Here is an 18,776-nt window from a genome sequence, read left to right as displayed (position 1 = left end):
GGCGCCCGGGGCCGTCGAGATGACGGCGAGTGGTCGACTTGGTTGCGCCTCCGGTGAACACGGTGCGCCGCACGCAGAGTGCGGGCATGCTGGAGGGGTTGGTGTGAACGTGTAATCAGGGGTGGTGGTCGACGTGGACGATGACGCCGCGATGGATGCCTATTCGCGCACCGTGATTCGGGTCGCCGCGTCGGTCACCCCGCATGTCGCCAGCGTGCGCACCAGACGGGGGAGCGGGTCGGCGGTGGTGTTCACCGATGACGGATTCATGCTGACGAACGCGCACGTCATCGGGTCGGCCACGAACGGCGAGGTGGTATTCGCGGACGGGGTGGAGGCCGGATTCGATGTCGTCGGTATCGATCCGCTGTCGGACCTCGCGGTGCTGCGTTCGCGAAATGGCGCACCGGGTGCGGTCACGCTGGGGGACGCGGACCACCTTGTCGTGGGCCAGCTGGTGGTCGCCGTCGGCAGCCCGCTCGGACTCGCCGGATCGGTCACTGCGGGCGTGGTGAGCGCGCTGGGTCGTGCGGTCCCCGTCGCCTCGCGCCGCGCGGGGCGGGTGATCGAGGACGTGATCCAAACCGACGCCGCCCTCAACCCCGGCAATTCCGGTGGCGCGCTGTCGGATTCGGCGGGGCGCGTGGTCGGCATCAATACCGCCGTCGCGGGAATCGGTCTCGGCCTTGCCATTCCGATCAACGCGACCACCCGCCGCATCATCGGCGCCCTGCACACCGACGGCCGTGTCCGCCGCGCCTACCTCGGCCTGGTCGGCATGCCCGCCCCGCTCCCCGCCACCGTGGCCGCCCGCACCGGTCAGGCCGCCGGCGTCCGCATCATGGAGGTCGTGCGCGGCGGCCCCGCCGAGCGGGCCGGCCTCCGCCGCGGCGACCTGGTGCTCAGCGTCGCCCGCGCGGAAGTCCGTGACGCGCAAGGCATTCAACGCCAACTCTTCGCCGACGCCATCGGCATCGAACTCCCCGTCACCGTCCTGCGCAACGACGCCATGGTCGACGTCATCGCCGTCCCCATCGAGCTGGCCATCGACTGAACCCGGCCGCATACCTCCTGACCTGCCGCGTACGTCTTGACCTGCCGCGTGCGTCTTGACGTGCCGCGTGCGTCTTGACGTGCCGCGTGCGTCTTGACCTGCCGCGTGCGTCCTGACCGGCCGCATATCTCCTGACGTGCCGCATATCGATTCGCATGCGATTCCGTGTGCGGGGAATCGAAGGGTGTGCGGGGAACCCACCCATGCTTTACGCCGAGCCTGCGGGAGGTGACTATTCGGGGACCGTTACGGGTTCCTCGGTGAGTGGGACAGCGTCGGTGGCCCAGCGCGCGTCGAGCACCAGGCCGATCAAGCCGACGGCGATCAGGACGGCGGAGAAGACGATCAACGCGGGGTGCGTGGTGCCGGTGAGGGCATCGCCGAGGATGACCGTGCCGATGGTGCCGGGGAGCACGCCGATCAGCGTGGCGATCATGTACGGCCAGAAGCGGATCGAGGACAGTCCGCAGCAATAGTTGATCACCGAGAACGGGACGGCGGCGATCAGCCGCAGCGAGCCGACGGCCAGCCAGCCGCGCCGCCGCAGCCGATCGTCGACGGCGCGTACGGCGGGATGCGTGAGGCGCGAGGCGACCTGTTCGCGGTCCAGCGCGCGCACCAGCAGCAGCGCGAGGGCCGCGCTGACCGTGGTCGCGCCCACGGCGAGGACGATGCCGAGCGCCGGACCGAACAGCAAACCGGCGCTCACCGTGAACACCGTGCGCGGGATCGGCGCGACCGTCACCAGCGCGTGCACCACGAAGAACAACAACGGAAAGACCGGGCCGACCGAGGTCGCCCAGTCCTGGATCTGGCGCGGGCTGGGCAGCGGGACCAGCATCGCGGCGACGAACAACACGACGAGGCCGGCGAGCAACGCCAGCACGCGCGGGTCACGGATCAGCCTGGTCACCGGGGCCAGGTTACCGGGTGGTACTGGTACTAGGGGACAACACGTTGCAGAGCTCCCGCTAGCATCAGAAGAAACGGGACGAATGCTCGTTAACCAAAGTGGTCGCTGAACTGGGCGAATACGGCGGTTTCGGCACACATGACGGGTGCGCCTGCAGTCGAGTGGAAGAGGAAAGCAAGCTATGCCGATTGCTTCAGAGCCCGGACCGGGATCGGCGCCCACGGGCGCGGATCCGGTGCCGCAGTTCGCCGAGTGGCGTAAGGGCGTGGCCGGGGTGCTGGCGAAGGTCCGGCGGGTCGAGATCGCCGAACTGCCGGCGGAACCAGAGCATCTGCTCGATGAGACGACCTACGACGGGCTGACCATCGCCCCGCTGTACACGCGCCGGGACGAACTGCCCGAGCAGTCGCTGCCGGGCGCGTATCCGTTCGTGCGCGGCGGCGACGCCACCCGCGACGTGGATCGCGGCTGGCACGTGAGCGCGCGCTTCGACGGTCGCGACGCGGCGGCGGTGAACCGGGAGATCATGGCCGGCCTGGGCAACGGCGTCAGCGCCGTGTGGCTCGGGGTCGGCGAAAACGGCGTGCCGGTGGCGGAATTGACCGCCGCGCTGTCGGGACTTCTGTTCGACCTCGCCCCGGTGACCTTGGACGCGGGCACCGCGACCGCCGAGGCGACCGCACAGCTGTACACGGCACTCGACGGGTATGAAGCGGCCGCCCGCAAGGATATTCGGGTCTGGCTCGGTGCCGCGCCGCTCACCAGCCGGTTCGCCGGAGTCGCCGATATCGAGCTCACCGACACCGTGTCCCTGGCTGCCGGCGCGGTGGCGCGGGCCGAGACGGTGCGCGCGATCACCGTGGACGGCACCGTATTCCACAACGCGGGCGCCTCCGACGCGCAAGAACTCGGCGCCGCCGTCGCCGCGGGCCTGGCCTACCTGCGCGCCCTCAGCGAGGGACTCGATATCGCGGATGCGTTGGAGCAGCTGACCTTCCGGTTCGCCGCCACCGACGACCAGTTCGCCACGGTGGCCAAATTCCGGGCCGCCCGCCGACTCTGGGCCCGCGTCGCGCATGTCTGCGGCGCACCGGATTTCGGCGGCGCACCGCAGCACGCGGTCACCTCGGCGGCCATGATGACCCAGCGCGATCCGTGGGTGAACCTGCTGCGCACCACCCTCGCGGCGTTCGGCGCGGGGGTCGGCGGGGCGGACGCGGTGACCGTGCTGACCTTCGATTCGGCGCTGCCCGCGGGCGAACTCGGCGTCTCGAAGTCGTTCGCGGACCGCATGGCGCGCAACACCCAGCTGCTGCTGCTCGAGGAATCCCACCTCGGCTTCGTGCAGGACCCGGCCGCCGGTTCCTGGTTCGTCGAGGACCTGACCGGCGCGCTCGCCGCGAAGGCGTGGGAGTTCATGCAGGAAATCGAGGCGGCGGGTGGCTATCTCGCCGCGCTCGACTCCGGGCTGCTCGCCGAGCGCATCGCGGAAACCAAGACGGCCCGCGATTCCGATGTCGCACACCGGAAGACGTCGGTGACCGGGGTGAACGAGTTCCCGAACCTGGCCGAGCCACCGCTGTCCGAGGCCGCGCGCGCGGACCACCGGGTGGCGCGTTACGGCGCCACGTTCGAGGCGCTGCGCAACCGGTCCGACGCCTATCTGGCCGAGCGCGGCGTGCGGCCGAAGGCGCTGCTGGTGCCGCTCGGTTCGGTGGCCGAGCACAACGTTCGAGTGACCTTCATCGCAAACCTGTTGGCCTCCGGTGGAATCGAGTCGGTCAATCCCGGACCATTGGCGGTGGACGCCATAGCCGCGGCGGCCACCGAGGCCGGCGCGCCGATCGCGGTCCTGTGTGGTTCGGACAAGCGCTACGGCGCGGAAGCCGGTGCGGCGGTGGAACAGTTACGGGCGGCCGGCGTGGAAACGGTGTTGCTGGCCGGCGCCGCGAAGGCGGTGGCCGAGCTGGCCGACGCGCAGCGCCCGGACGGATTCCTCGCGGCGAGGATCGATGCGGTCGCCGCGTTGTCCGGCCTGTTGGAGAAGGTGGGAGCCTGATGACTACTCGTGAAATCAAGCACCTGATAGGCAATTTCGCCGAGGTGCCGCTCACCGAGCGGGCGCCCGAGCGCGCGGCCGTGGACTCGGCGCAGGTGGAATCCTTCGTCGCCGAGGCCGCGAAGGCGAATCACTACGCGCCCGAGCAGCTGGTGTGGTCGACGCCCGAAGGCATCGACGTGCCACCGGTATTCACCAAGGCCGATCGGGACGCCGTTGTGGCCGAGGGTTATCCGCTCGACAGCGTGCCCGGCGTCGCGCCATTCGTCCGCGGTCCCTACCCGACGATGTACGTCAACCAGCCGTGGACCATCCGCCAGTACGCCGGCTTCTCCACCGCCGCGGACTCGAATGCCTTCTATCGCCGCAATCTTCAGGCCGGGCAGAAGGGTCTGTCGGTCGCCTTCGACCTGGCCACGCACCGCGGTTACGACTCCGATCATCCGCGTGTGCAGGGTGACGTCGGCATGGCCGGGGTGGCCATCGACTCCATCCTCGACATGCGTCAGCTCTTCGATCACATCCCGCTCGACCAGGTCAGCGTGTCGATGACGATGAACGGCGCGGTGCTGCCGATCCTCGCGCTGTATGTGGTTGCGGCAGAAGAACAGGGCGTCGGGCCGGAGCAGCTGGCCGGAACCATTCAGAACGACATTCTGAAGGAGTTCATGGTCCGCAACACCTACATCTACCCGCCGAAGCCCTCGATGCGGATCATCTCCGACATCTTCGCGTTCACCAGCGCGAAGATGCCGAAGTTCAACTCGATCTCCATCTCCGGCTACCACATTCAGGAAGCCGGCGCGACGGCCGACCTGGAGCTGGCCTACACCCTCGCCGACGGCGTCGAGTACATCCGGGCCGGTATCGATGCGGGCATGGAGGTGGACAAGTTCGCGCCGCGGCTGTCGTTCTTCTGGGCCATCGGCATGAACTTCTTCATGGAGGTGGCGAAGCTGCGCGCCGGGCGGCTGCTGTGGAGCGAGCTGGTCGCGAAGTTCGAGCCGAAGAGCTCGAAATCGCTGTCGCTGCGCACCCATTCGCAGACCTCCGGCTGGTCGCTCACCGCGCAGGACGCCTACAACAATGTCGCGCGCACCTGCATCGAGGCGATGGCCGCGACCCAGGGGCACACCCAGTCGCTGCACACCAACGCGCTGGACGAGGCGCTCGCCCTGCCGACGGACTTCTCCGCCCGCATCGCGCGCAACACCCAGCTGCTCATCCAGCAGGAGTCCAAGACCACCCGGCCCGTAGATCCTTGGGGCGGTTCGTATTACGTCGAGTGGCTGACCCATCAGCTGGCCAACCGGGCGCGTGCGCACATCGCCGAGGTGGAGGCGCACGGCGGGATGGCGCAGGCGATCGGCGAGGGCATTCCGAAGCTGCGCATCGAGGAGGCCGCCGCGCGCACGCAGGCGCGGATCGACACCGGGCAGCAACCGGTGATCGGCATCAATAAGTATCAGGCCGAGGAGGACCAGCAGGTCGAAGTCCTCAAGGTCGAGAACTCGCGGGTGCGCGCGGAGCAGATCGAGAAGCTGCGGCAGCTGCGCGCCGACCGGGATTCGGCCGAGGTCGAGCGCGCGCTGGCCGAATTGACCCGCGCCGCAGCCTCTTCCGCGGGTGGCATGGAGAACAACCTGCTGGCCCTCGCCATCGACGCCGCGCGTGCCAAGGCGACCGTCGGCGAGATCTCCGACGCGCTGGAGCAGGTCTACGGCCGCCATCAGGCCGAGATCCGTACGCTTTCCGGTGTGTACCGCGACGAGGCAGGGAAGGTCAGCAACATCACCAGGGCGAGCGATCTCGTCGAGGAGTTCGCCGAGGCGGAAGGCCGTCGCCCGCGCATCCTCGTCGCGAAAATGGGGCAGGACGGTCACGACCGCGGCCAGAAGGTGATCGCCACCGCCTTTGCCGACCTCGGCTTCGACGTCGACGTGGGCCCGCTGTTCCAGACCCCCGAAGAGGTGGCGCAGCAGGCGGCGGACAACGACGTGCACGTGGTCGGCGTGTCCTCGCTGGCGGCCGGCCACCTCACGCTGGTGCCCGCTTTGCGGCAGGCGCTGGCCGATGCGGGGCGACCCGACATCATGGTCATCGTCGGCGGTGTCATCCCGCCCGGTGATTTCGACGCGCTGTACGAGGCGGGCGCCGCGGCGATCTTCCCGCCGGGGACCGTCATCGCGGACGCCGCGATCGATCTGCTGAAGAAGCTGGCCACCGAGCTCGGTCATCCCGAGTTGGGGTCCGGCAGCGGTTCCGCCGAGGGCGAATGAGCGAGCACGACGCTGTCACTCCCTCGGCCGGCGGCGACCTTCGATCGGATTCGTCCGACGCGGGTCGCCCCGGTGCGCCGGCCGGCAACGGCCGACGGTCGGCGGGGCGGACTATCGACATCGACGCGATGGCGGACGCCGTGCGCGCGGGTGAGCGGGCCGCGCTCGCGCGGGCGATCACCCTGGTCGAATCGACGCGCGCGGATCACCGGGATCTCGCGCAGCGGTTGCTGCTGAAACTGACGCCGGACCAGCACAGCTCCGTGAACACCGTGGTGTCGAATCGCGTTGGTATCACCGGTGTTCCGGGCGTCGGCAAGTCGACCTTCATCGACGCGCTCGGCATGGATCTGATCGGCAAGGGGCATCGGGTCGCGGTGCTCGCGGTCGATCCGTCGTCCACCCGCACCGGCGGCTCCATCCTCGGTGACAAGACCCGGATGGCGCGACTTTCGGTGGAGCGCAACGCCTATATCCGTCCGTCGCCCACCGCGGGCACGCTCGGCGGCGTGGCCAAGGCGACGCGCGAGACCATCGTGCTGCTCGAGGCCGCAGGTTACGACGTGATCCTGGTGGAGACCGTCGGTGTCGGCCAATCCGAGGTCACCGTCGCGAACATGGTCGACGTGTTCTGCTTCCTCACCCTGGCCCGCACCGGAGATCAGTTGCAGGGCATCAAGAAAGGCGTGCTCGAGCTCGCCGACCTGGTGGCGGTCAACAAGGCCGACGGCAAGCACGAGCTGGAGGCCAAGTCCGCCGCCCGCGAGCTGGCCGGCGCGCTGCGCCTGATCCATCCGCACGACGCCCTGTGGCGCCCACCGGTACTCACCATGAGTGGCCTGGAAGGCACCGGCCTGGACAAGTTCTGGTCCACCGTGCTCGAGCACCGCCGAGTCCTCACCGACGCGGGCGAATTCGACGAGAAGCGCCGCCGTCAGCAGATCGACTGGACCTGGACCATGGTGCACGACCAGCTCCTGCGCCGTCTGGCCGACAATCCCCGCGTGAAAGCCATTCGCGCCCAAGTGGAAAGCCAGGTCCGCGAGGGCACCCTCACCGCCGCCCTCGCCGCCGAAGAACTCCTGCGCGCCTTCGACACCCACTGAGCCCCGGTGCTCACCCGAACGGGTCGAGCACCGCGGCTCCGGTCTCCTGGAAGTGCTTCACATTCCGGGTAACCACGGCGAGACCATGCACCAACGCGGTCGCAGCGATGAGTCCATCGGCCATATCGATCGGCCGGATACTGATCCGCGCCCACACCCGCATGACCTCGGTGGTGATCGGCAATATGCGGTCGCCGTGCCGAGTTTCGATGTCCGCGATCGCCTGCTCGAACTTGTCCGCCCTGGTATTGCCGCCACGGTGGCGCAGCAGTGCGACTCCTCGGCGTAGCTCGCCGAGGGTGATGACGCTCAACCATTGCTTGGCGTGGTTTGTCCGGCCGAACCAGTCGACGACCGCGGGCGAGGGCTTCGGACGCATGAGCTCGGACAGGACGTTGGTGTCGAGGAGGTAACTCACTCTGCCGGGTCCTCGAACAGGTCGACCTCGCGTGGCCTGCTGTGCTGCCGCTCGTTCTCGACCTCGTCGATCACGTCGGCCACGTCGTCGCCCAGGCCCGCGAAGGTCACCAAAAGACGGTCGACAAAGCTGATGTCGGGTCGCATCAGCCTGCGGTATTCGTTGATGTCGATGACCACGGCCACCGCATCTCCGTGGCGGGTGATGGTCTGCGGCCCGTCCGACTCGGCCGCGCGCAGCACTTCCGAGAACCGCTGCTTGGCCTCCTGAACCTGCCACTGCACCGTCTCTGTCTCCATCTCTAGCTGAATCCGCCCCATCTGGACAGTCTAGACAGATTCAACCCACTCTGTCGACCTCCCCAGCGTGCCCGCTCGGAGTGTGTCGCGCCGAGCCGCTGATCAACGCACTGCCCGGTCCGCTGGGAACGCACCCAGTGCTGATCGGTCGCCCGTGGGCCGGAGTGATGGCATACGTGCCGCCTCGGGCGGCGGTGTTACGTGGTATTACCTGCGCAATCCTCGCTTCCGGCCGATATTTGCCGGGTATCTGCTAGTTGTCGAGCAGTATTGACGAGTAGTAGATTGGAAGGTTCCTCAGCTGGCGATGACGCGGCGACGAGGACTCGCCAGCCGATGTGTGCGGGGGATCTTGCCCTCGGCAACGGCAAAGGAGGTGCTGGTGATGTCCGATGAGGCGATTGCGCGTCCGTCCGAATCCGGCCTGGTTCGGCCGCAGTGGGTGGCCGGTCCGGAACCGCCTCCGCCGCAGTGGAATCCGGAGCCGGTGCTGGTGACCGTCGGGGATATCGGATGTACCGGCACGCAGGTGCTGACGCCGTCCGGGCAGCATCCGCTAGCGGGCACCACGTGGATCGTCACCAATCAGACGAGCGTCGATCAGCGCATTCCGTCGTATGCGATCGTGCTGGCCGTGCTGCTGATGGTCTTCTGCCTGCTCGGGCTGCTGTTCCTGGCGGTCAAGGAGGAGAAGATCCAGGGGTTCGTCCAGGTGAGCGTGCAGGGGGCCGGGTTCTACTACGCGACCCAGGTCAAGATCACCGACCGCGCGCAGGTCTTCGACACCGAGCAGCGTGTCAACTACATTCGCGGACTGGTCGCCGCGCTGCCTCGGGCCTGACCGGCGCGCCCATCGAGGCGCTGCGCGAGATCGACCGGCGCGCAGGAGTAAATCGGCTCGCGTCGAATTAAATTGCGTCGCCGAGGGATTCGAGCAGCACCCGCAACGTGTCGGCGAGTGCCGCGCGCTGCTTCGGGGTGAGTGGATCGAGCAGCCGCTGCTCGGTGGCGACGTGGTCGGGGAGCGCGTCATCGATGAGCCGCAGGCCCGCGTCGGTGAGTGACACTTGGATGCCGCGGCCGTCCGATTCGCTGGGTGACCGGCGCACCAGACCACGTTCTTCGAGACGATCCAGGCGCTGGGTGATGGCGCCGGAGGTGACCATCGACGCGTGCATCAGCTCGGTCGGGGTCAGGCTGTGTGGCGGATCGCTGCGTCGCAGCGTGGCCAGGACGTCGAACGACGCGGCGTCGAGGCCGTGGGCGGCAAAGGTTTTACGTAGCTCGGAGCCGGTGAGCTGCGTCAATCTGGACAGCCGCCCGAACACGGCCATGGGGGACACGTCCAGGTCGGGTCGTTGAGCCTGCCATTGCGCGAGCACGCGGTCGACATGATCGGTCACCATCGCACTCTATCGAATAGCTCAGCGGTGAGGTATCTCATGGACGGAATTGCTCAGCGCTGAGCTAAGTTACTTAGTGCTAAGCAACGCGGAACGAGTCCGGAGGAGGACGAATCATGCGCATCACGGTGTTCGGCGCGGCGGGGGATGTCGGCAGCAGGGTGGTGGCCGAGGCGCTGGGGCGCGGTCACGAGGTCGTCGCGGTGATCCGGGACCCGGCGCGGGCGGCGGCCGTGCCCGCCGGGGCCGTAGTGCGGATCGGCGACGCGGCCGACCTCGACGACGTCGTAACCCTCACCGCCGGACAGGATCTCGCGATCACCGCGACCCGGCCGCCGTCCGGTCAGGAACACGAACTCCCGGCCCTGACCTCGGTACTATTGAAAGCGTTGGCGCACAACGGGGTCCGCCTATTGATCGTCGGCGGAGCGGCGACACTGCTGGTGCCGGACGCAGACGGTGCGACGCTGCACGAAACCCCGGACTTCCCAGCGGAATTGCGCCCGATCGCCCAGGCCTGCGCAGACCAGCTCGCTCTGTGCCGGGCCGAAACCGTCACGGACTGGACGTATTTGAGCCCACCGGCCGAGTTGGTGCCAGGGGAACGCACCGGTACCTACCGCCGCGGCGTCGACGAACTGCTCATCCGCGCCGACGGCAGCTCGGGGATCTCGATGGAGGACTTCGCGGTCGCGCTACTCGACGAGGCCGAGCACCCCGTGCATCGCCGCACCAGATTCACCGTGGGTGCGGCCTGATCGCCGCCCACCGGACGCAGAGGAAGTACAGATGACCGAATCGGAGCGCCCCTGCTGGCAGGCGATCGTGCGCAGCGGCGTGATCGAGCGGCTGGACCAGGCCGGCTCGCTCGTCGCCCGTGAGCGGCGACCGTACGGCGTCACCAACTGGTACACCGCCGAATCCCGCGAGCACTTGGTCCAGATCGTGCACATGTTGTCCCCGGGCTCTCAAGTCAGCTTCTATTTCGGCTCATTACAGGAAAACGCCGGTATCGACACCATCACCCTGACCCTTTGATCCGGGATAAATGGGGCCAGAACGACTGGCAGAACGGCATATTGGTGACGATGACCGTGAAGAAGCGCGTGCGATCGGTGGTGTTGTCGGCGGCGGGGGCCGTACTTGTTGCGGCGGGGGCATGTTCGATCGAGGAGGGGCCGCCCATCGTGCCGTCGACGTCCTACCTCAACTCCAGCAGCGTGATAGATCTCGGCAATCCGGCTGCGGTGGCCGGGGCGGCGAGCGACATCTTTTTCGGTCAGGTTGTCGAGTCGATGGGATCGACCGAACGTCGCGGACAGCTCGAGTCGCAGTTCGGGGTGGAGGTGACCGAGCGGTTGAAGGGCGCGGCGGTCGGCAGGGTCACCGTCAATCAGCGAGGTGGTCTGAAAGATCGGACGGTGGTGGTCGAAAACGGTGACGAATTGCTCGCGCTGGGCCAGTCGTATCTGATCGCCGCGCGCTACAGCAAAGACCAGGACTGGTACACCTTGATTCCGGTGGCCGGCGATATCCCCGTCACCGGCGGCAGTTCCCCGCGCAGCACACTGCACCGGCGATCCGAAGAGCGTGACGAGGTACGCGACCGGATGAAGGATGCGATCGCGCACGAGATCCCGTTCACCCCATCGGGGTCAACCGACAAGACCGGTCCGCCTGGAACGCAGCCTCCGGCCACGTCGACACCACCGAGAACGCCGAATTCGACCACCGGGCCTGATGTTCCGCCGCCGACGACCTCGGCCGGCAAACCCAGCAGTTCACCACCGCCGACTTCTTGACCTGCCCCGGCGGGCAATGGTCTATTCGATGCCGAAAAGGTTGGCTGCGTTCTGGTAGCAGACTCGGCGCATCCATTCGTCGCCGAGTTCGAGCCGTTCCAGGGATTCGACGGCGTGACTGTAGGTGTAGGGGATGTTCGGGAAGTCGCTGCCGAAGAGGATTCGGTCGCGGAAGGAATGCAGCCGGTCGCGTTCGGCGGGTGGGAACGGGTCGACTTCCTCGAAGAAGTCGGTGAACGTCATAGTGGTGTCGAAGCGGACGTCGGGGTATTTCTCGGCCAGATCGAAGAATTCGGCGTACTCGGGTGCGCCCATGTGGGCGACGATCAATCGCAACCGCGGGAATCGGCGCAGCAGTGCGGCAATGGGTTCCGGTCCGGTGAATTCCCCTGCCACCGGGCCGGATCCGCAGTGGATCACCACCGGAGCCCCCGCCTCCTGAATCAGTCCCCACACCGGGTCGAGCAGTGGATGACCGGGATCGAACCCGCCGACCTGGATGTGCACCTTGAACAGTCGGGCACCACGTCGAATCGCCTCCGCGACATAACCGTCGGCGCCCGGCTCGGGAAAGAACGTCGCGGTGTGCAGGCAATCGGGGGTCCGCTGGGCGAACTCGGCCGTCCATTCGTTCAACCAGGCGCCCATGTCGGGCTTGTGCGGATAGACCAGCGAGCTGAACGCGCGAACACCGAAGCCGCGCAACGTCTTCAGCCGGACCTGCTCGTCGTCCCGATAGGCGATGGGCCAGGTGCGAGCGGTGAGCGGACCGGCCGAATCGAAGTACGCCCACACCTTCCGCATCACCGGCTCCGGCATGAAATGCGTATGCACGTCGATGATTCCGGGCAACCCGAGCCGATCGCGGAAATCGGCGAGGTAGGCGTTGTCGTCGCCGCCGCTGGTCACGGCCGCTCCCGAATCACACATCCCGCGGGTACACCTGTCGCGCGAAGTCGCCGACCCTAGAGATCAGCCGATCGAAGAACAGCTCCTGATCGGTGCCGATCACGATGTCCGCGTTGGGTTCCCGCCCCCACATGCCCGCCCAGTCGGCTACCGTGGTCGCGCGGGTCAACGTGCCGGTCAACTCGACGTCGACCGTCGCCGGGCGGGTGACGGCAAGCGCGGGATCGAGCGCGACCGCCGCGGCGAACGGATCGTGCATGTGCGCCAGGTAGCCGAGGTCGTAGAGCCGATGGAAGTCGAAGTAGAACCGCACCGCGTCCGTGGCGTACCGCACGATCGGATTGCTTGCCGCCGACCGGGCCTCGGGGGGATCGGTCTCCGAAACCGTCTCCACCGGAACGCTGCCCGCGCGCTCGGCCAGCCGTGCCAGATGCTTCGGTCGCATCTCGATGGTCTCGGTGATGTCGAGCGCGCAGACGATCGGCCTGCGGTCCGCCGGTGCGGCGGAAAACGCGTCGAAGACCTCCTTGGCGGCCTCCGGATCGACGTGCACGTTCCATTCGTTGGTGGGCGTGGTGTTGCCGGGATGGTTGAACGCGCCGCCCATGATCACCAGCCGGCCGAGCAGCGTCGGCAATGCGGGTTCGAGCCGCAGGGCCAATGCCAGGTTGGTCAGCGGCCCCGTGCACAGCCCCACGATCGCACCGGGATGCGCGCGCACCAGGTCGACCCACATCTGCGCGGCCGAGCGCGACGACAGCGTGCGCGACGACTGAGGCAGTTCGGCATAGCCGACCCCCTGCGGCCCGTGCGTGTCCTCGGTGGTGCGCAGCGGGATCGCCAGCGGCTCGGCGGCCCCGAGCGCCACCTCGATCTCCGGCGCCCGGCACACGTCCAGCCACGCGAGATTGTTCGCCGCCACCTGCGGGGCGGGCACGTTCCCCGCGGTCGACGCGATCCCGACGATCTCGGCCTCCGGCGACGCGAGGAGGTAGAGCAGCGCCAAGGAGTCGTCGACCCCGGTATCGACATCCATGATGATCTTCTGCCGCACCCGACGAGACTAACCGCCGGTCTCGTCCCGGCTCCCCGCGCACCATCCGGCAGACAGCACACCGCGACGTGCGCGCTACACCGCGATGTGTGCGGTACGCCGCGACATGGGCGCCACGCCGCGACGTGCGCGCTACACCGCGACATGGGCGCCACGCCGCGATGTGTGCGGTACACCGCGACGTGGGCGCTACGCCGCGACGTGGGCGCTACGCCGTGACGTGGGCGGTACACCGCGACGTGTGCGGCACGCCGCGACGTGGGCGCTACGCCGCGACGTGGGCGCTACGCCGCGACGTGGGCGCTACGCCGCGACGTGGGCGCTACGCCGCGACGTGGGCGCTACGCCGCGACGTGCGCGCTACACCGCGACGTGCGCGCTACACCGCGACGTGCGCTACACGGCGACATGGGCGCTACGCCGCGAGGTGCGCGCCCCGCCGCGACATGGGCGCTACGCCGCGACGTGGGCGCCACACCGCAACATGCGACGCCACGCGTGCCCGTGCCGACGCAGCGCGCGACAGTCAGTGAGTCTTCAACGGCCAGGCCGGGCGATCCCCGCCGTAGGTGGGTGCGGGCCAGCTGTAGGCCGGGTACTCGGCGATGGCGGGCGTCGCGGTGATCACATCCCCGTACGACATCACCTCGGTGGGGTCGGGCAGGGCGGCGGGTGGGTGGCGCGGCGTGCGATCCGGCGCGGCGAGCAGCCAGGAGGCGGTGCGCGCCAAGGAGACTCGCACGTCCCGGCCGATGCCGTCGGACGCGCGAGCGGCCAGCGCGTCGATGACGCCCGCGGCGAGCAGGTAGCCGGAGGCATGATCGAGCGCCTGCGCGGGCAGCGCGCTCGGCACCGACGGCGCACCCTCGGCGATCGAAATCCCGGACGCCGCTTGTACAATGCTGTCGAAACCACGTCGCTCGGCCCACGGTCCGGCCTCGCCCCACGCGCTCACCCGCCCGTGCACCATCCCCGGCCGCATCGCGGCGGTGAGCCCGGCGCGCTCCAGTGAACCCGGCCGATACCCGGTAACCAGCACATCGGCCGACGCCAGCAGGTCCCGGACCAGCGGCAGCTGCGCCCACAGGTCCACCAGGGTCGACCGCTTACCCTGCCCCGTATCCGCGTACTGCCAAGCGATTTCGGGCAACTGCGGCGGATCCACCCGCAGCACGTCCGCGCCGAGCAACGCCAACGTCCGCGTCGCCACCGGCCCGGCGATCACCCGGGTCAAATCCAGCACCCGCAGTCCGCGCAACGGTTGAAACGGCGCCGCGCCGACCGGCAATCCGGGCTCCCCGCGATCGGCCCGCCGATCGATCGCGACCAGCGGCCCCATCGTGGCGGCCCACCCCTCGGCACTGCCCAGCCACTCCTGCTCGGTGCGCACCCGCACCGCGATCGCCCCGTGCGCGGCGGCATGGTCCTCGATGTCGGCCGCGCGGCTCATCGCCATCTGCGCGACCGCGAGATCGAACGGCGCGTCGAGCGGCAAGCCGAGCGCGGTGAGCAACCGGTCGCGGTGGTGCGGGTAGTTGGCGTGCGTGCGCACCCACCCGTCGAAGGTGGGGAAGAATCCGGAGAGGTCGCCGAACATCGTCGCGGGGCGACCGCCGATGCTGAGTAACCGTTCGCTGCAGAATGCCGCGGTGATGCGCGCGGGGTCGATGCGGTGCGCCACGGGGTCGAGCCCGCGGACGCCGCGGATCCGGTTCGCGGCGGCGATCAGCGCGGCGACCGATCCCGCGGCCAGCGACCAGACCGGCAGTGTCGCAGCCAGATTGCTGCCGGGATCGGGCGAGGGCGTAATGGCAGAGGGGGTGACACCGATTCCGGCTTCGTAGTCGTGGACCAGCCGTGTGTGCACGTTCACGCGAACGAGCGTAATAGTTCCGTCTGAGAAGGAGATATACATGGGCAGATCGATCGCGTCCGGTGACTGGCTGCGGATCCTGCGTCCCGACGCGACTCCCCGGCACCACCTGCTGTGTTTCCCGCCGGGCGGCGGTCCCGCGACCGCTTATCGAGATATGGCGAAACAGTTCGGTTCGGGCATCGAGGTGGCCGCGGTGCAGTATCCGGGTCGGCAGGATCGGCTGGGCGAGGCGCCGATCACCGAACTCGAAACGCTCGCCGAGCGGATTGCCGAAGAAGTGCTGAAGCTCGGAATCCTCGATGGGCTAGCGCTATTCGGTCATAGCATGGGCGCAACAGTCGCCTTCGAAACCGCGCGTCGGCTGGAGCGCAAGGGGCAGGCGTTGACGGCGCTGTTCGTGTCCGGCCGTCCCGCACCGACTTTCGTGGAGACCCAGCGGGTCCACGAGGGTTCTGACGCCGACCTGATCGACGAGCTCGCGCGGTTGGCCGCCGACCCCGCGCCGATCCAGATGCTGCGCGACGAACCGAGTCTCGCGGAATTGGTGCTGCCCGCCGTGCGCGGCGACTACCAGGCCGTCGAGACCTATCGGTACACCCCGGGCGCTCCGCTGGCGGCCGACATCGTCGCGCTCGCCAGCACCGAGGACCCGACGATGACTCCGGACCAAGCCGGCGAGTGGCGCGACTTCACCACCGGAACCTTTGACCGCGCAACGTTTCCCGGCGGTCACTTCTATCTGGACGAGCGGCCCGCCGAGGTGGCGAAGGTGGTCACCGAGCAGCTCGCGCGTGATCGATCGCGTGCCTGAGAACGTCTGTCGGCCAATGTATTTGGATATGTAGCTATGGGGATGCCGGAAGGCGGGTGGTCGGTCCGGCCGCCCGCCGCCGCCATCCGTATCCCGCCCAGGACGCCACGACACACACCGCGACAAGCACCCGCACCGCCCCCAGCGCGTTCTCCGGATAGAGCACCCCGGTGATGTAGTGATCGATGAACCCGCTCGGCGGCAGCCCGGCTGTACCGGCTCGATGCCGCGCCCAATTCTCCGCATAGGTCAGCGGACATTCTTGCCCGAACAGAATTGTGCTGAAGCCCCAGCCGAACGCGAGCAGATGCAACCAGATGCTGCGTGGCCAGCGCCACGCGAGGAAACCCCCGACGACCACGTAGACCACGAACGCGAAATGCGCCGCGGCGACGGCGTCGGCCAGCAGCCGGTACAACATTCTCCCAGCGTAGCCGTCAGCCGAGGTATTCGGATTCGAGCACGAGATCGGCGATCAGGGACTGGTATTCGACGTGGGTCTTGTGCTCGACGGTGCGCCAGCTCGAACCTTCGTGCTCGCGCATGTAGCGGCGATAACCGGGCGCGCCCGGGATCTTGACGTTGTCGGCCACCACGACGGTTCCCGGATGCAGCCAACCGGCGGACAGGATCGAGTTCAGATCGGGGAGGTACGCGGTTTTCAAATGATCGATGAACACGAAATCGACTGCGCCGGGACCGAAGTCGTGTTCGATGGCCAGCTGCCGCATGGTCGCGCCGCCGTCGCCGATCATGCCGACCACCACGGTGATCCGGTCGGCGAAGCCCGCGTGTTCGATGACCGCACGCGCGATTTCGGCGTTGGCGGCACTCGCCTCGACCGACACCAAGCGCGCATCCGCCGGCATCACCCGGCCGGCGCGCACCGCGCTGTAGCCGCAGTAGGCCCCCAGCTCGAGCAGCAGCCTCGGTTCGGCCTTCGTGATCGCGTTGTCCAGGATCAGGCCTTTTTCGTCGCCGACATTCATCAGCAGACTGCGGTGGCGAGCGAAGTCGTCGATCGCGGCCAGCACGCTGTCCGGCTCGCCCGCGGTGGCGGTGGCCAGGACATACTCGAGCAGCGCCCGCTCGCGCCCGTCGCCCACCTGCCCGGTGCGCAGCACCCGCCCCATCCCGAGCCCCATCCGAATAGCCGACCAGCGCAGAAACGGCAGCCGATCCCGCACCATCGCGCCCAGCCCACCCTGATTCGTCATGCGGCCCCTAGAAGTCGGTGTGCGGCCGATTCTGCCCGGGGCGCCCGCGGATTACCAGGGTGAGGGGCGGTAGTCCTTGAGGAAGCAGCCGTGGAGGTCGATGCCGTTTTCGCCCTGGATGATGGGGTCGTAGACGCGAGCGGCGCCGTCTACCAGGTCGAGGGGTGCGTGGAAGCCCTCTTCGGCGAGGCGGATTTTGGTGTAGTGGGGGCGTTCGTCGGTGATCCAGCCGGTGTCGACCGCGGTCATCAAAATGCCGTCGGCTTCGAGCATTTCGCCGGCGCTGGTGCGGGTGAGCATGTTCAGCGCGGCCTTGGCCATGTTGGTGTGCGGGTGGCCGGGGCCCTTGTAGGCGCGGGAGAACTGACCCTCCATCGCCGAGACGTTGACGATGTACTTGCGCCGGGCGGCCGCCGCGGCCATGGCAGGGCGCAGCCGCGAGACCAGGATGAACGGCGCGACCGAATTGCACAGCTGCACTTCGAGCAGTTCGGTCGGATCGACCTCGGCGACGGTCTGCACCCAGCTGTTGGTGTGCGCGAGGTCCGGCACCAGGCCGCCGGCGTCGATCGCGATGCCGCGCGAAATGCGTTCGGGCGTGGCCGATCCCGCGACCAGTGCGAGTTCGGCGATGTCGGCCGCGGACAGCGTCGGGGTGAGCGAGGCGGTGAGCGCGGTGGGATGCGCCTGCATCGTCTTGCCGAACGTCACCACATCCGGCAGCGCGCCGGCGGGCAGCGGGCCGGACTCGGCGTCGACCAGCGCGCTGTACGAGCCGGGGGAGCGGCGCACGGTCTGCGCGGCATTGTTGATCAGGATGTCGAGCGGACCCTGCGCCGCGACATCGTCGGCGAGCGCCACCACCTGCGCCGGATCGCGCAGGTCGATGCCGACCACGCGCAGCCGGTGCAGCCAGTCGGCGCTGTCGTCCATCGCGGCGAAGCGGCGGATGGCGTCGTTCGGGAAGCGGGTGGTGATGGTGGTGTGCGCGCCGTCGCGCAGCAGCCGCAGGGCGATGTACATGCCGATCTTGGCGCGCCCGCCGGTGAGCAGGGCGCGGCGGCCGGTCAGATCGGTACGGGCGTCCCGCTTGCTGTGGCTGCTCGCGGCGCACTCCGGGCACAGCTGGTGATAGAACGCGTCGACCTGGGTGTACGGCTGCTTGCAGATGTAGCAGGGCCGTGCCCGGATCAGCGTGCCCGCGGTCGCCCCGCGCGCGTTCGAGGCGAGCGGGATGCCCGCGGTCTCGTCGTCGATGCGCTGCGGCGATCCGGTGGCTGTCGCGGCGATGACCTCGCGGTCCGCCGCGGCCACCGCCGTCCTGGCTTCGATCCGGCGGCGCTGCTTGAGCTTCTTGAACATGTGGCCGACCGCGCGCTGCACCGCCACCGAGTCGGGATGCTCCTTTTCCAGCTGCCCGGCCTGGTCCAGTACCCGCAGACAGGTCGCGAGCTCGTCCGGATCGATCATGCTTTCGGCCATCGGTGGTACAGGCATCCTTCGGTGAGCTGGGAAATCGACCCGACCATTGTCGCAAACTCCGCGACCTGGTTGCCGCCCGGTTACCTCTCGGTGG

Annotated in this window: 19 protein-coding genes; 9 read left to right on the top strand and 10 right to left on the bottom strand. The window is 68.4% G+C overall.

The features are described 5' to 3' along the window. Positions 1 to 151 precede the first annotated feature (151 nt). Positions 152 to 1,054, top strand: coding sequence for a S1C family serine protease (locus ACFYO1_RS16565; RefSeq protein ID WP_387231899.1), 903 nt, complete (start codon positions 152 to 154; stop codon positions 1,052 to 1,054). 232 nt (positions 1,055 to 1,286) lie between these two features. Here ACFYO1_RS16565 and ACFYO1_RS16560 read toward each other — a convergent pair whose 3' ends face one another. Further along, on the bottom strand, positions 1,287 to 1,967 hold the full coding sequence (locus tag ACFYO1_RS16560) for a TVP38/TMEM64 family protein (protein WP_387231296.1): 681 nt from the start codon (positions 1,965 to 1,967) through the stop codon (positions 1,287 to 1,289). Positions 1,968 to 2,148: 181 nt separating this feature from the next. Here ACFYO1_RS16560 and ACFYO1_RS16555 point away from each other — a divergent pair, with 181 nt between their 5' ends. Genes ACFYO1_RS16555 through meaB form a run of 3 tightly spaced genes read left to right on the top strand, consistent with a single transcriptional unit; the run spans position 2,149 to position 7,411 of the window. Continuing rightward, the gene (locus ACFYO1_RS16555; RefSeq protein ID WP_387231295.1) at positions 2,149 to 4,026 is read left to right on the top strand and encodes a methylmalonyl-CoA mutase family protein; all 1,878 of its coding nucleotides are present in this window, start codon (positions 2,149 to 2,151) and stop codon (positions 4,024 to 4,026) included. Next, the gene (gene scpA, locus ACFYO1_RS16550) at positions 4,026 to 6,305 is read left to right on the top strand and encodes a methylmalonyl-CoA mutase (RefSeq protein ID WP_387231292.1); all 2,280 of its coding nucleotides are present in this window, start codon (positions 4,026 to 4,028) and stop codon (positions 6,303 to 6,305) included. Before ACFYO1_RS16555 ends, scpA begins: the two co-directional genes overlap by 1 nt. Then, complete coding sequence (gene meaB, locus ACFYO1_RS16545) at positions 6,302 to 7,411, top strand: methylmalonyl Co-A mutase-associated GTPase MeaB (RefSeq protein WP_387231291.1); 1,110 nt, start codon at positions 6,302 to 6,304, stop codon at positions 7,409 to 7,411. Before scpA ends, meaB begins: the two co-directional genes overlap by 4 nt. Before the next feature lie 10 nt (positions 7,412 to 7,421). On the opposite strand, the gene ACFYO1_RS16540 is transcribed toward meaB, so the two are convergent. Together ACFYO1_RS16540 and ACFYO1_RS16535 are read right to left on the bottom strand one after the other, a co-directional pair. Further along, positions 7,422 to 7,829, bottom strand: a complete 408-nt coding sequence (locus ACFYO1_RS16540; protein WP_387231289.1) for a type II toxin-antitoxin system VapC family toxin — start codon at positions 7,827 to 7,829, stop codon at positions 7,422 to 7,424. Then, positions 7,826 to 8,149 carry a type II toxin-antitoxin system Phd/YefM family antitoxin gene (locus ACFYO1_RS16535; RefSeq protein WP_387231287.1) on the bottom strand — a complete coding sequence of 108 codons (324 nt, stop codon included), beginning with the start codon at positions 8,147 to 8,149 and terminating at the stop codon, positions 7,826 to 7,828. Before ACFYO1_RS16535 ends, ACFYO1_RS16540 begins: the two co-directional genes overlap by 4 nt. A gap of 364 nt (positions 8,150 to 8,513) precedes the next feature. Between ACFYO1_RS16535 and ACFYO1_RS16530 the strand changes: the two genes are divergently transcribed. Further along, positions 8,514 to 8,969, top strand: coding sequence for a hypothetical protein (locus tag ACFYO1_RS16530; protein WP_387231286.1), 456 nt, complete (start codon positions 8,514 to 8,516; stop codon positions 8,967 to 8,969). Positions 8,970 to 9,036: 67 nt separating this feature from the next. Here the strand turns inward: ACFYO1_RS16530 and ACFYO1_RS16525 are convergent, their stop codons facing one another. Further along, positions 9,037 to 9,531: a MarR family winged helix-turn-helix transcriptional regulator gene (locus ACFYO1_RS16525; protein ID WP_387231284.1), complete on the bottom strand. Its 495-nt coding sequence runs from the start codon at positions 9,529 to 9,531 to the stop codon at positions 9,037 to 9,039. Positions 9,532 to 9,647: 116 nt separating this feature from the next. Here ACFYO1_RS16525 and ACFYO1_RS16520 point away from each other — a divergent pair, with 116 nt between their 5' ends. From ACFYO1_RS16520 to ACFYO1_RS16510, 3 genes are read left to right on the top strand one after another with little or no spacing between them, the layout of a single operon-like run. Then, complete coding sequence (locus ACFYO1_RS16520) at positions 9,648 to 10,289, top strand: NAD(P)-dependent oxidoreductase (protein WP_387231282.1); 642 nt, start codon at positions 9,648 to 9,650, stop codon at positions 10,287 to 10,289. Between the two features lie 31 nt (positions 10,290 to 10,320). Further along, on the top strand, positions 10,321 to 10,569 hold the full coding sequence (locus tag ACFYO1_RS16515) for a hypothetical protein (RefSeq protein ID WP_387231280.1): 249 nt from the start codon (positions 10,321 to 10,323) through the stop codon (positions 10,567 to 10,569). 50 nt (positions 10,570 to 10,619) lie between these two features. Continuing rightward, positions 10,620 to 11,333 carry a hypothetical protein gene (locus ACFYO1_RS16510; protein ID WP_387231279.1) on the top strand — a complete coding sequence of 238 codons (714 nt, stop codon included), beginning with the start codon at positions 10,620 to 10,622 and terminating at the stop codon, positions 11,331 to 11,333. 21 nt (positions 11,334 to 11,354) lie between these two features. Here ACFYO1_RS16510 and ACFYO1_RS16505 read toward each other — a convergent pair whose 3' ends face one another. The 3 genes from ACFYO1_RS16505 to ACFYO1_RS16495 all read right to left on the bottom strand — a co-directional run bounded on the left by ACFYO1_RS16505 (position 11,355) and on the right by ACFYO1_RS16495 (position 15,169). Further along, complete coding sequence (locus ACFYO1_RS16505; RefSeq protein WP_387231277.1) at positions 11,355 to 12,242, bottom strand: amidohydrolase family protein; 888 nt, start codon at positions 12,240 to 12,242, stop codon at positions 11,355 to 11,357. Positions 12,243 to 12,255: 13 nt separating this feature from the next. Then, positions 12,256 to 13,278, bottom strand: coding sequence for a nucleoside hydrolase (locus ACFYO1_RS16500; RefSeq protein ID WP_387231897.1), 1,023 nt, complete (start codon positions 13,276 to 13,278; stop codon positions 12,256 to 12,258). A gap of 544 nt (positions 13,279 to 13,822) precedes the next feature. After that, complete coding sequence (locus tag ACFYO1_RS16495) at positions 13,823 to 15,169, bottom strand: CoA transferase (RefSeq protein WP_387231275.1); 1,347 nt, start codon at positions 15,167 to 15,169, stop codon at positions 13,823 to 13,825. Positions 15,170 to 15,209: 40 nt separating this feature from the next. Here ACFYO1_RS16495 and ACFYO1_RS16490 point away from each other — a divergent pair, with 40 nt between their 5' ends. Continuing rightward, positions 15,210 to 15,983 (top strand): thioesterase II family protein, encoded by a 774-nt coding sequence (locus ACFYO1_RS16490; protein WP_387231273.1) that lies wholly within the window; start codon positions 15,210 to 15,212, stop codon positions 15,981 to 15,983. Positions 15,984 to 16,017: 34 nt separating this feature from the next. On the opposite strand, the gene ACFYO1_RS16485 is transcribed toward ACFYO1_RS16490, so the two are convergent. From ACFYO1_RS16485 to ACFYO1_RS16475, 3 genes are read right to left on the bottom strand one after another with little or no spacing between them, the layout of a single operon-like run. Next, positions 16,018 to 16,404 carry a DUF2784 domain-containing protein gene (locus ACFYO1_RS16485; protein ID WP_387231271.1) on the bottom strand — a complete coding sequence of 129 codons (387 nt, stop codon included), beginning with the start codon at positions 16,402 to 16,404 and terminating at the stop codon, positions 16,018 to 16,020. A gap of 16 nt (positions 16,405 to 16,420) precedes the next feature. Beyond that, positions 16,421 to 17,200 (bottom strand): O-methyltransferase, encoded by a 780-nt coding sequence (locus tag ACFYO1_RS16480; protein WP_387231270.1) that lies wholly within the window; start codon positions 17,198 to 17,200, stop codon positions 16,421 to 16,423. A gap of 51 nt (positions 17,201 to 17,251) precedes the next feature. Next, positions 17,252 to 18,682 carry an SDR family NAD(P)-dependent oxidoreductase gene (locus ACFYO1_RS16475; RefSeq protein WP_387231269.1) on the bottom strand — a complete coding sequence of 477 codons (1,431 nt, stop codon included), beginning with the start codon at positions 18,680 to 18,682 and terminating at the stop codon, positions 17,252 to 17,254. Between the last annotated feature and the right edge of the window lie 94 nt (positions 18,683 to 18,776).

Origin of the sequence: Nocardia sp. NPDC006044 (assembly GCF_042871115.1) — a bacterium.
GTDB lineage: Bacteria > Actinomycetota > Actinomycetes > Mycobacteriales > Mycobacteriaceae > Nocardia.
Note: the sequence above shows the minus strand (reverse complement) of the source record. Positions and strands in the feature narration are given on the sequence as shown.